Below are 13540 nucleotides of genomic sequence, written 5' to 3' on the forward strand. Positions count from 1 at the left end.
CATGCGAACCGTGCGGCAGCATCGCGCTGTCGGCCGCGCCGGCGCCCTGCGCACACCGCCCGCCGCATTGTCACCGCCACCACCGACCGCTCACGGGGAAGACCTCACAGTGAACGAAGCGACCGAGTCGCCGATCGAGATGGCGCTGCCCCTCACGCCGCTGCAGGAGGGCATGCTCTTCCACGCGCTGTACGACTCCGAGACGGTGGACGTCTACAACATCCAGGCCGGCTTCGAACTGGCCGGGGAGCTCTCGGCGGAGCGTCTGCGCGCGGCCTGCGCCGCCACGCTCCGCCGCCATGCCGTCCTGCGGGCCGGCTTCCGGCTGCGTGCCAACGGCAAGCCCGTGCAGTTGGTACGCCGCGTCGTGGAGACGCCGTGGACGGAACTCGATCTGTCGGCGGAGTCCGAGTCCGGGCGGCGGAAGAGGCTGCTGGCCTTCCTCGAGGACGAGCGGCTGCACCGCTTCGAGATGGGGGCGCCACCGTTGATGCGGTTCGCGCTGATCCGTCTGGCGCCCGACCAGCACGCCTTCGTCATGACTTACCATCACATTCTGCTGGACGGATGGTCTCTGCCACTCGTCCTCCAGGACCTGTTGGCGTTCTACCGGAGTGACGGCGACGACGCCGGACTTGGCCCCCTCACCCCCTTCTCGGACTTCCTCCGGTGGCTCTCCCGCCAGGACCGGCCCGCCGCGGAAGAGGCATGGCGCGACGCTCTGCACGGTCTGGACGAACCGACCCTCGTCGCCCCTGGCGCGCCCTTCGCCGAGGCGATGCCCGGGCTGGCCTTCGTGACGCTGTCCGAGCAGGCGACCAAGGCACTGACCGCCACCGCCCGGGAGCACGGCCTCACGCTCAACACCGTTGTTCAGGGCGCCTGGTCACTGCTCCTCTCGCTGCTGACAGGGCGCGACGACGTGGTCTTCGGGCAGACCGTGCACGGCCGCCCGCCACAGCTCCCCGGGGTCGACTCGGTCGTGGGCCTGCTCATGAACGCGATACCGGTACGGGTACGGATCGCCCCCCAGGATTCGATGGCCGCTCTCTTCGCCCGGATCCAGAACGAACAGGCCGCACTCGCACCGCACCACCACCTGGGGCTGGCCGAGGTGCAGCGGCTGGCCGGGCTCGGCGCGCTCTTCGACACCTCCACCGGCTTCGGGAACGCGCCCTTCGACCGGGAGGCCGTACAGGACGGTCCGGCCGGCCTGCGAGTGACGCCGCTGGAAGGGGACGAGGAAGCGGCCGGACAGCAGGAGATCACCGGATCGACCCACTACCCCTTGAGTGTCTTCGCCGCCCCCGGCCCCGGCCTGCGGCTCGAACTCAACTACCGCACCGACCTGTTCGACGCCGAACGTGTCGAACTGATCGGCTCACGGCTGAGGTTGCTGCTCAGGACATTCGCCGAACAGCCCACGACACCGGTCGCCGCCGTTCCGCTGCTCACCCACGAGGAACGGGAGCAGGTGATCGGCGACTGGGGAGGCCGGCAAGCGGAGTCCGGTCGCGTTCCCGCCCGCGTACCGGCGACACTCACCCAGCGGTTCGAAGACCAGGTGCGCGCCACACCCGACGCCCCGGCCGTGGCGGACGGGGAGCGGTCGCTCAGCTACCGCCGGCTCGACGCGGAGGCGAACCGGCTGGCACGGCTGCTGCTGGCCCGCGGGGTGAAGCCCGGCGACTTCGTCGCCGTGGCGCTGCCGCGCGGGACGGCCCTGATCGTGGCGCTGCTCGGCACGCTGAAGGCGGGAGCCGGATACCTGCCGATCGACCCCTCCTATCCCGCCGAACGCGTCTCGTTCATGCTCGACGACGCCTCCCCGTCCGTCGTCATCTGCGCCGGCACCGCCCGCCCGGCGTTCATCACGCACCCGTCGGTCGTCCCGCTCGCGGACCCCGCCGTCCAGGAGGAGCTGGCACTCCTGCCCGAGCACCGCGTGGAGGACAGCGAACGCGGCGCGCGGCTGCGGCTCGCGGACGCCGCGTACGTCATCTACACCTCGGGGTCGACCGGCCGGCCCAAGGGCGTCGCCGTCGAGCACCGTACGGTCGACAGCTACCTCGCCTTCGCCCGCGCCGCCTATCCCGGCCTCGCCGGACAGGCGCTCGTGCACTCCCCGCCCTCGTTCGACCTCACCGTCACCGGCATCTTCGGCCCGCTGACCTCCGGCGGTCTGGTGCGCATCGTCGATCTGGAGGACTTCGACGCCCCGGAAGGCGCCACCCCGCCGCCCACCTTCGTCAAGGCAACGCCCAGCCACCTGCCGGTGCTGACGGCTTCGTCCGACTGGTACTCACCGACCGGGGAACTGGTCCTGGGCGGTGAACAGCTGAACGGCGAGGCGCTGGCGCAGTGGCGTGAGGCCCACCCGGGCGTGACCATCGTGAACGAGTACGGACCCACGGAGGCCACCGTGGGATGCATGGAGTACCGCCTGGAACCCGGCGATCCGCTGCCGGGGGGTGCGGTGCCGATCGGCCGTCCGGTCCCCGACGCCCGTGTCTACCTCCTGGACGCTTTCCTGCGCCCCGTCCCCGCGGGCCTGCCCGCCGAGCTGTACATCGGCGGTGACGTGCTCGCCCGCGGCTACGTCAACCGGCCCGGGCTCTCCGCGTCCCGCTTCGTCGCCGACCCCTTCGGCCCGCCCGGTTCCCGGATGTACCGCACCGGTGACATCGCGTGCTGGCGGCCCGACGGCACCATGGTCTACCGCGGCCGGTCCGACGACCAGGTCAAGGTCCGCGGCTTCCGGATCGAACTGGGCGAGGTGGAGACCGTCGTCGCGGCTGATCCCGCCGTCGCCCAGGCCGCGGCAGCCGTACGGAAGGACCGGCACGGGAACGAGCGGTTGGTGGCCTATGTCGTCTCCGCGGCCGACCCGTCCGCGGACCCTGCCGCGCTGGCGGACCGGATCGGGGCGCGGCTGCCCGCGAGTATGGTTCCCTCGGTGTTCGTCACCCTGCCCGCACTGCCGATGAGCCCGAACGGCAAGGTGGACCGGGCCGCGCTGCCGGCCCCGGACGAAGCGCGCGAGTCCGGGCAGCGGCAGCGGGCGGACCAGGCGCGGGACGAGAGCGTCGAGGCCGTTCTCGTCGAACTGTTCGTCCAGGTACTCGGTGTGGACAGCGCCGTGGCGGCGGACGACTTCTTCGCCCTCGGCGGCGACTCCATCACCGCCATCCAACTCGTCGTCCGCGCCCGCGCCGCAGGCTTCCGCCTGACCCCGAAGCACATCTTCACCCACCGCACCGCGAGCGCTCTCGCCGCCTTCCTCATGGTGAGCCCGGCCGGCGCGGTGGAGTCCGCGGACGGCGGCTCGGGCGCGGCCGACCCGGTGGCGCAGTGGCCGGCGGACGTGATCCCCGCAACGCCGATCATGCTCTGGCTGCGGGAGCAGGGCGGAACGACCGACGCGTACCACCAGTCGACACTGCTCCGGGTACCGGCCGCACTCGACGCCGACCTGCTGGCCGCCGCCGTACGGACTCTCGCCGAGCGGCATCAGTCGCTGCGCGCACGTCTCCGGGAGGACGGGACGCTGACGCTGGACCCGGTGGACCCGGTCACCTGGCGGAACTCGGTACGCCGGGTGGATGTCGTGGGTCTCGCGCCGGAAGGCGTCCGTCTGCGGATCGCCGCGTGCGCCCGCGAGGACGCCGACTCCCTCGCCCCACGCGCCGGTGCCATGCTGAGAGTGACCTGGTTCGACGCCGGCGAGGGTGTCCAGGGCAGATTGCTCGTCACCGTCCACCACCTGGCCGTCGACGCGGTCTCCTGGCACATCCTGCTGACCGACCTGTACGGCATCTGGCAGGACCTGGCAGCGGGTGCCGTCCCGGAGACCGGTCCGGTGCCGTTCTCGATGCGGGAGTGGAGCCTGCTGCTCCACGCCGCGTCGGAAGCGCCCGCCCTGCGGGACGAGCTGCCCCACTGGCGGAGGACTCTCAGCGGAGGAGGGGGGCCGGGTGACGGCAGGCTCGCCGATGTGGAACTCTCCCCGTCGCACGACGTCTACGCGACGGCCGGGGAACTCTCCCTGACCCTTCCGTCGGATCTGACCGCCCCACTGCTCACCACCGTGCCCGCCGTCTTCGGCACCCACACGAACGAGGTACTGCTCACGGCTCTGGCGGTGGCCGTCGCCGCCTGGCGTCGTGACCGCTCGCCCGCTGAGGGCGATGGCACCGCCGTACTCGTTGACGTCGAGGGCCACGGCCGCGAACACGTGTCCGAGGACGTCGACCTGTCCGGCACCGTCGGCTGGCTGACCACGCTGTACCCGGTACGCGTCGACGCCAGGATCGCCGACTGGGCGCCGGACGACGATCCGGCCGGAGCCCGCCTCGGCGAGGCGGTGCGCCGGATCACGGCCCAGGTCGAAGCCATCCCCCGGCGCGGCACCGGCTTCGGTCTGCTGCGCTACCTGAACCAGGCGACTGCCGCCGAGCTGGCGGCCCGCCCCGCACCCCAGATCGGGTACAACTACCTCGGGAGACAGGGCGGTGCGGGGACCACCGACTGGAGCGTGGCCCCCGAGTCGGATGTGCTGCCCCTCGGTGCCGACCCCCGTATGCCCATGGCGCACGTCGTCGAACTGACCGCGGCGGTCAGCGACGGCGCGGAAGGGCCACGCCTGGTCACCAACTGGCTGTGGGCCCGTCGGCTCCTGTCCGACCAGGACGTCGCCGAGCTGGGCCGGCTCTGGTTCGCGGCTCTGCGCGCGCTGGTGGAGCACGGGACGAGCACGGAGGCCATCGTCGCGCGGCAGGCGATGCCGCCCGCCCTGCCACGGGAGGGCGGGCCGCTGGGCGGAGAACCGCTCGACCGGCACGACACCGAGCTCGCCGGTCTCGGCGCCCGTATCGGCCTGCCGGTCGTCGAGGCCCTGCCGATGACGCCGCTCCAGGAAGGGCTGCTCTTCCACGCCCGGTACGACAGCCGGGACCTCGATGTCTACAACGTGCAGATCTCGTTGGAGGTTGAGGGCCGGCTCCACGCCGAGCGGTTCCGGAGCGCCTGCGACGCTCTCCTGGAACGGCACCCGATGCTGCGGGCAGCCTTCCTGCAGAAGCGGTCCGGGGAGCCGGTGCAGGTGATCCCGGAGCGGACGGCCATGCCGTGGCACGTCCACGACCTGGCCGGCCTCGACCCGCGCGAACAGGCCGAGCGGCTGGCGGCGGTGCTGGCGGCCGACCGGCACCGGCGCTTCGACCCCGCCGACCCGCCGCTGATGCGCTGCACCGTGGTCGGCCTGGGCGAGGACAGGCAGAGAATCGTCCTGACCATGCACCACCTCCTGGTCGACGGCTGGACCACTTCGCTGCTGCTGCGCGACCTGCTCGCTCTCTACGACCACGGCACCGCGAGCGGGCTGCCCGCGCCCGGCCACTACCCCGACTATCTGCGGTGGCTGGCCGAACAGGACCGCGAGAAGGCGCGTACGGCCTGGCTGGAGGCGCTGGCGGGTCTGAAGGAGCCCACGCTGGCCTGCCCCGGCACGGACACCGCGCGGATACGCGTCCTTCCGGAGCGGATCGTCGTCGCCCTCTCCGAGGCGGACACCTCCGCGCTGCTCGACATCTCGCGCCGTCACGGTGTCACGCTCAACACCCTGGTCCGGGTCGCCTGGGCGCTGTGCCTGCACCGGCGGACCGGGCAGCTGGACATCACCTTCGGGGCCACGGTCTCGGGCAGGGAGGCCGAACTCCCCGGCGTCGAGGAGATGGTCGGGGTGTTCATCAACACGGTGCCGGTGCGGGTGCGTCTCGACCCGTCCGAGCCGGTGGCCGAACTGCTCGAACGCCTCCAGGGCGAGCACGCCGAACTTCTCGAGTACCACTACCTCCCGCTGAGCGACATCCAGCGGACGGTGGGACTGGGGACCCTGTTCGACAGCTGCGTCGTCTTCGAGAACTTCCCGACCGCCGAGACCCTGCCGAGCGGTCCGGACAACGGCTTGCGGCTGACGGATGTCGTCGGCCACGACGCCTATCACTATCCGCTCAAGCTGATGGCCGCACCCGGCCGGCAGCTGGAGCTGGAGATCAGCTACCGCCCGGACCTGTTCGACGCACCGCTCGGGCAGCAGGTGGCCGATCGTCTACGGGAACTGCTGATCGAGCTGCCCGGAGCGCTGGCCCTCCCGACGGGCCGGTTCCTGGAACACACTCCCGCACCACCTGCCGAACCAGGGCAGCAGATGATGTGCGAGCTGATCGCGGAGGTACTGGGACGCGACTTCGTCAGCGCGGACGAAGACGTGTTCGAGCTCGGCTGCGACTCCCTGACGGCCCTGCGCCTGGCGGGCCGGATCGAGACGGAACTGGGACGGCCCGTCGACGTGGAGAGCGTCTTCCGCTGCCGTACCGCCCGCGCCCTCGGCACCGCACTCACCTGAGGCCCACGCAAGGCCTGGAATCAGCCCAGGCCGAACCCCGAGAACAGAAAGACTGGAACCATGACAAACCCCTTCGACAACGAAGACGGCGTCTTCCACGTGCTCGTCAACGACGAGGGTCAGCACTCCCTGTGGCCGGCGTTCGTCGAGGTACCGGCCGGCTGGAACGCGGTGGTGTCGGACAGCACCCGGCAGACCTGCCTCGACCACATCGAGGAGAACTGGACCGACCTCCGGCCCGCCTCGCTCGCCGCGACCGACGCGGCCTGACCCGCTTCCCACATCGAACGCTCCGGCAGAGACAGGTAACCGCACATGCCGAACAACTTCCCCCCCGTCGTCAACTCGTGGAACGAGTGGGACACCCTCAAGGAAATGGTGGTCGGCTCCGCCGACAACGCCTGCTTCGAACCGGCTGAACCAGGCAGTCGGCCCGCGATACGCAACGCTCCCGACCAGCCGTTCCCGACGGGCCCGAAGTCCAAAGAGGCCATCGATCTGGCCAATGAGGAACTCACCGGTCTCGCCCGGCTCCTGGAATCCCAGGGCGTGACCGTACGCCGCCCCGAGACGCACGACTTCTCCGCCCCGGTCACCACCCCCGACTTCGAGGTCGAGAACCAGTACTGCGCCGTCTGCCCGCGCGACGTGATGATCACCATGGGCAACGAGATCATCGAGGCGACCATGTCGCGCCGCGCCCGTTACTTCGAGTACCAGCCCTACCGGAAGCTGGTCTACGAGTACTGGAACGCCGACCCGCGGGTGGGATGGACGACCGCGCCCAAGCCGTCGATGAAGGACGGCATGTACCGCGAGGACTTCTGGGAGTGGCCGCTGGAGGAGCGCCACGCGAAGATGCACTCGTTCGAGTTCTGCGTCACCCAGGACGAGGTGATCTTCGACGCCGCCGACATGAGCCGGCTGGGCCGCGACATCCTGGTCCAGGAGTCGATGACCACCAACCGGGCCGGCATCCACTGGCTCAAGCGCCACCTGGAACCCCGCGGCTTCCGCGTCCACGCCGTGCACTTCCCGCTGGACTTCTTCCCGTCCCACATCGACTGCACCTTCGTACCGCTGCGCCCCGGCCTGATCCTCACCAACCCGGAACGGCCGTTGCGCGAGGGCGAGGAGAAGATGTTCCTCGACAACGACTGGCAACTGGTCGACGTGCCCCAGCCGGTCCTGAGCAACGACGAGATGCCGATGTACTGCCAGTCGTCGAAGTGGCTCTCGATGAACGTGCTGAGCATCTCGCCGACCAAGGTCATCTGCGAGGAGCAGGAGAAGCCCCTCCAGGACCTTCTCTCCTCGCACGGTTTCGAGGTCTTCCCGATTCCGTTCCGCAACGTCTTCGAGTACGGCGGCTCCCTCCACTGCGCCACGTGGGACATCCACCGTGACGGCGACAGGCAGGACTACTTCTCCTCCCTCCGGTACGAGCCGCTGTTCTGACCGCTCGAACCGCTTCTAACCGCTTCTCCGAAGCAGCAGAGACGGCCCCGGCCAGTGGCCGGGGCCGTCGGCATGCACGCGCCAGGCCCAGGAACACGTATCCCCAGGCAAGAACGATTCTGCCTGGGGACACTCGGTGGGGCGGGTGGGACTCGAACCCATAAGAGTGACGGCTCTCACCTGCGACGATGCCGAAACAACGGACATAGCCACCCGTTTCCATCCGGCTGCATCCCGCTCGATCCGACTCGATCGGGTGCCGGTGCAGCGTTCGCTGCACCGGCACCCGAAACCCTCTCCGCGCCCTCGAACTCCGGGAAGACTCTGCCGGCCAGGATCCCGAACACCCACACACGCTGCCGTGGATCTACCGGAACGTACCCCAGAGCCGCCCCCTCCGCAGTGACGCTGCGTAGTGCCACCCTGCCGTCGTGGGCAACACATGCCGACGATCGGCGAGGTCCACGTGGGCGAGTCGCGAGCCCCCCGCTCCCGCACCAAGCCGATCAGGTGCTTGCCATGGCAGGAAGAGCAATTGACTGGACGCCACGCCATGAGGGCGGGGCGCAGCGGTGTTCGTGTGGATGCGGCCACAGGTCGAGGGGCTGCGCTGCCTGCTGGGCTCATTGGGGCGGTCCCGGCGGCGGGTGCGGCGTTCAGTGAGAGGTGAGTGCGGCACGGATCGAAGGGAGGACCTCGGTGCCCAGGAGTTCGATGGCCTTGAGGTAGTCGCGGTGGCGGTGGAGGGCCGGGTAGTTGTCATCGTGCCCGCCCCCTTGGGACCCGGCCTGTAGGGAGAGGTCGCACCGCCCCCTCCGGGTCTGGTGCCGTGCCGGTGAACGTGGCGAGTTCCAGCACCGTCGGCTCCGTCGAGGCGGGGCAGGGCTACCGGAGTGCCATCGGTCGAGCTGAGGCTGGCGACGGCCGCCCGGCATACGGGGGCGCACACCGGCCAGAGGCGTGCGCCGGAGTGAACAGTCGTTTCGCAACGTGATCCGGCACGCGCCTGACCCGTCGGGTGATCTTGTGCGAGTGGCGCTTCCGCCGAAAGGGCCCACCATGATCAAATTGAAGAGATTTGCCCCGCTTTATCCTTGAATGCCTGTGCGGCGTGATGGAGCAGCCAGCGTGCGGTTCTCTCTCGCGCCGGCGTCGCATGTGCGCGGTCAGGAGCGTCGTTATGCGGAGAAGTCTGTGTCGTGCCCGGGCGCGGCCGTTAACCGGCGGCAGGGCAGTGCCTCGTATCGTCGTGCTGATCCCTGCCCATAACGAAGCCGATCGCATCGGTGCGGCCATCACGGCCTTGCGTGCGCAGAGCAGGCAGCCGGACCGGATCACGGTGGTGGCCGACAATTGCAGCGATGCCACCGCGGACATCGGCCGGCAGGCCGGGGTGGAGGTGGTGGAGTCCTCGGGCAACCGCCACAAGAAGGCCGGTGCCCTCAACCAGGCCCTCGACCAAGCCCTCGACGGTCTGGCCGACCACGATCTCGTGCTCGTCCAGGACGCCGACACCACCCTTGTCCCGACCTTCATCGAAAGCGCCCTCGATGCCATGGCGGACGAGGTGGGGGCGGTCGGCGCGATCTTCTACGGCGAGCCGGGCGGCGGACTGCTCGGCCTCCTGCAGCGGATCGAGTTCCAGCGCTACGCCCGAGAGATCGCCCGACGCGCCTACCGGGCCGACGTGCTCACCGGGACCGCGACCGTGTTCCGCGTCGCGACCCTGCGGCAGATCAGACAGGCACGCCTGGACGGACTCATCGGCGGCGGCACCTCCTACTACTCGTTGGCCTCACTCACCGAGGACGACGAGATCACCAAAGCGGTGCGCACCATCGGCTACCGCACCGTCTCGCCCGCAGGCTGCCGGGTGGTCACCGAGGTGATGACCACGGTGCCCAAGCTGTGGCACCAGCGGATGCGCTGGCAGCGCGGCGCCCTGGAGAACCTGCGGGACTACGGCCTGACCAGAGTCACCGCCCCCTACATCGTGCGTCAGGCCGCGATGGGGGCGTCCGTGCTGGCTCTCGGCCTGTATCTGGTGTTCACCGTCTGGATGCTGGCCCGCGGCCGGCCCGAGTTCAAGCCGTTCTGGCTCGCGGTCGGTCTGGTCTTCGTCGCGGAGAAGGTCGTCACTGCCCACGGCGCGGGCTGGAAGTCCCAGTTGCTGGCGGGCACGCTCGCCGTCGAACTGGCCTACGACATGTTCCAGCACGCGGTCTACCTCCGCTCCCTGTGGGACATGGCCAGACGCCGCGAGGAGCGCTGGTGCGCGACCTGACGGAGCCCAGCCAGCATCCAGAAGCACCTGCTGCCGGTCCTGTGGCGGCATACGGAAACAGCGGCGTTGGGGAACAGGCGGCGAGCGAAGGGAGATCCGTGTACGCAGGCCTGCCACTGGCCAGCGCTCTGGGAGCCGGCGGAGCATCAGCGCTCGCCTGCCGGCGCCGGACAGGCTTCGACACCCTGGCCACCGTCGTCGCAGCCACCACCCTGCTCATAGCAGGCGCCTCCGTATACAAACTGCTACCCCGCAGCCGCCCGGACAACGCCATGCGTACCGGCCGCCCGGCCCCCGCCACACCAGACCGGCCGACCCTCCGACAGCCGAGAGAACGAAACACAGGAGGCGCTAGGGCAGGGATCACCTGACCTGGCCGTCCTGGACTGCCACTCCGAGGCCTACCGCGATCACTCCCCCGACCCCCGCCACCCTCTCCGCGCGTCGACCCATGCGCCGCACGCAGCCACAACACACCCACACACGGCATCCCGGCACCGGAACGGTTCGGATGCCCCCCAGCCCCCGCAACAGGAGGAACTGAAATGACGCAAACGAACCCCGGAACCGCGTCCTACCGGGACGGCACACTCGTCACCGTCGCCGGCAACGGCGAAAAAGGCTACGCGCTGGACAGAGGTTCGGCCCTCGAAGCCAAGCTCAACCAGCCCCGGTCAGTAATGGTGGACGAGCAGGGGAACATCTACATCACCGATTACGGCAACGCCTGTATCCGCAAGGTGACCCCCGAGGGCACCATCTCTCCCCTCGTCGGCCAAGGTCTGCGCGGAACAACAATCACCGACCTCCCATGTCCCTACGACACCGCGAAGGACGAAGCGGGGAACCTCTACATCGCTGCGGCGGGATACGTTTACAAGGTGGAGCCCGACGGGACAGCCTACTTCTTCGCCGGAAAGGGCAAGTACTTCGAGTACAACAACGACGGCGGTGATGCCATCAACTCCCGTTTCGATACTGTCGAAGCAGTGGCGGTGGACGGGGACGGCATCGTCTACATCGCCAGCCGTGATGTTCGCAAGGTGACACAGGACGGGAAGATCCACGCATTCGCGGGCACCAGTGCCGGCGATTCAATCGGCGACGACGGCCCTGCCCTGAGGGCCAGGCTCGCCTCGCCGCGCGGAATGGCGGTGGACGAGCACGGCAACCTCTACATCGCCGACAGCGGCAACAACCGTATCCGCAAGGTGGCGCCGGACGGAACCATCACCACCGTCGCCGGCAACGGCACCCCGGGGTACAACGGTGACAACCGCAACGCCCTCGACGCGTGGCTGAACAACCCGCACTCCGTGGCCGTGGACGCGGCAGGAAACCTCTACATCGCCGACACCGACAACCATCGTGTCCGCAAGGTGACCCCCGACGGCATCATCAACACCATCGCGGGCAACGGTCACGGCGGATACAACGGCGACGGCGCAGAGGCGGTACACATCAGTCTCCATGAGCCCGTCGCCGTGGCCTTGGCTCCGTCCGGCGACCTGTACATCGCCGACCGTGCGAACCATCGCGTACGCAAGCTGGTCGGGGCATCGTCCCTGCACCCGCCGACCCCGCCGGCCGCCGATCTGTACGGCAAGTTCGTCCTGCCCGTCACCGCTCCACGCGGTGAGGAGTTCGAGATCGGTGCCCGTGTACACAACCGTGGTCCGGCCACCGCCGACGGCCAGGACGTCACTGTGGTCCTCACCCTGGCCGGCGGCCTGAAGAGCACCCAGGCGGACAACGGACGCCTGGCCCGCACCTTCACCGGCACCGAGCTGGCCCCGAACAGCGCCTCGCTCGACGGCGTGTTCCGCGTCCGCGCCGCAGAAGACGCCGCACCGGGTGTGTACGAGTCCACGCTGGAGATCCAGTACGGCGGAGACCTCAACATCAAGGACAACACCGCCGTCCTGCCCGTCACCGTCGTCGTCCCCGAACCCGTCGGCGGCGAAATCGATCTGATCGTCTACCAGGACAACCTGCCCAAAGCCGCCCCGGGCGAGAAGGCCCGCTTCCACCTGCGCCTGCTCGCGCCCATCGGGCAGCCGGTGAACCCCGGCGTTCTCGACCACCGGTTCACCGCACCCACCGGCTTCGTCTTCATCGGCCGCCCCACCTACACCTACCCGAACACCGCCCTGGGCGCCGTGCACGGTGACCTCGACCACAAGGTCCAGGACGACGGCCGCACTCTGCTCATCCGCGCCAACCCGCACCTCAACACCACCGAAACCGACGCCGCTCCCCTCCTCTACACCCTCGACCTCTGCGCCCTGGACGACGCCGCCCCCGGCCTCTCCAGTAACGGGTCGGCCAGCATCGGCCGACGTTCCCCCGTGCAGATCAGGGCCGAGGTCACCACCAACTCGGCAAAGCCCAGCATCAGCATCGTCCAGACCAAACTCGACGAAGCCCACATCACGCCCGGCGAAGGCGAGTCCTACCCCGTCAGTCTCAAGCTCACCAACACCGGGCAGAACCGGACCGGAGCCCACGACGTCGTCTTCACCGCCCCTGAAGGCCTGTGCTTCTTCGCAGACCGGGCGACGATGTGGAGAGGCGAACAAGACGATCAAGTCGAACTGGCGGCTGAACGATCCAACGACAACCGCACCCTGACCATCCGCAACGCCGCAGCCCTCAACCTCAACCCCGGCCAATGGTCCTCCCTCTACCCCGCAATGGAAGCCGAACCCAACGCCACCCCCGGCACCGTCCGCGTCAACATCCGCATCGGCGACCCCACCTTCGCGAGCAGCCACGCCAACGTCACCATCAAACGGCCATAAGCCACAGAGACCCGGCCCAGCCGAGGTGAGGGACCGGATCTCACCTCCGGCGGGCCGGACCGGCAGGGCCACGAAGCGCGAATACATGCGCTTGTGCCCGCTGCCGCCGCTCCCCGCCACTGCACCGGCCGCGCGGAAGATTCGCCGACCGCGATGACCAGGCTTTTCACCCGCTGGGCCAGCTCGGGGTAGGTAGCAACCGGCGGCCGGCCCCGACCGCTATGGACCGGATTGCATGGTCGCGCGTTCTCCGGTTGCGCAGTGGTCGTGGTCGAGATGCCCACCACGTAGTCAAGAGAGCGTTCTTCCAGGCCGATCCGGAAGGCAGCCGTGTCCTTGCAGTCGGCGTCGGCGATGTCCTGGGGCACCTCGATGCCCCAGGACCGTGTCTCGTCGATCACGTCGAGGGCCAGATGCCACTTCTCGACGTACCCCGCCTGGGCGGGAATGGCGCACGTGTCACGGCGGGCGATCTTGGCCGGATCGGCTTTCGGTGAGGCGGGGTCCCAGCTGCCGGGCAGGAACAGGCGCCGGTTGACCGCCGTGGAGGCGACGTTGGAAGCCAGGTGCAGCGAGACCCCGCCTGGCAGT

Annotated in this window: 5 protein-coding genes and 1 pseudogene; 5 read left to right on the plus strand and 1 reads right to left on the minus strand. The window is 69.4% G+C overall.

The genetic code is table 11. From position 1 onward, the window contains the following. Positions 1-109 precede the first annotated feature (109 nt). From ACQP09_RS08900 to ACQP09_RS08920, 5 genes are all read left to right on the plus strand, one after another. The gene (locus ACQP09_RS08900) at positions 110-6406 is read left to right on the plus strand and encodes an amino acid adenylation domain-containing protein (protein ID WP_433397379.1); all 6297 of its coding nucleotides are present in this window, start codon (positions 110-112) and stop codon (positions 6404-6406) included. Positions 6407-6466: 60 nt separating this feature from the next. Then, positions 6467-6676 (plus strand): MbtH family protein, encoded by a 210-nt coding sequence (locus ACQP09_RS08905; protein WP_433397381.1) that lies wholly within the window; start codon positions 6467-6469, stop codon positions 6674-6676. Positions 6677-6721: 45 nt separating this feature from the next. Further along, complete coding sequence (locus ACQP09_RS08910; RefSeq protein WP_433397382.1) at positions 6722-7864, plus strand: glycine amidinotransferase; 1143 nt, start codon at positions 6722-6724, stop codon at positions 7862-7864. Between the two features lie 1180 nt (positions 7865-9044). Continuing rightward, positions 9045-10148 carry a glycosyltransferase gene (locus ACQP09_RS08915; protein ID WP_433397384.1) on the plus strand — a complete coding sequence of 368 codons (1104 nt, stop codon included), beginning with the start codon at positions 9045-9047 and terminating at the stop codon, positions 10146-10148. Positions 10149-10693: 545 nt separating this feature from the next. Next, positions 10694-12949 (plus strand): hypothetical protein, encoded by a 2256-nt coding sequence (locus ACQP09_RS08920; protein WP_433397386.1) that lies wholly within the window; start codon positions 10694-10696, stop codon positions 12947-12949. Here ACQP09_RS08920 and ACQP09_RS08925 read toward each other — a convergent pair. Next, a pseudogene (locus tag ACQP09_RS08925) lies at positions 12944-13530 on the minus strand (transposase); the annotation flags it as partial. The gene ACQP09_RS08920 and the pseudogene ACQP09_RS08925 sit on opposite strands and share 6 nt — an antisense overlap. Positions 13531-13540 lie beyond the last annotated feature (10 nt).

The sequence above is a fragment of the Streptomyces sp. CA-146814 genome (genome assembly GCF_050942385.1).
Classification (GTDB): Bacteria; Actinomycetota; Actinomycetes; order Streptomycetales; family Streptomycetaceae; genus Streptomyces.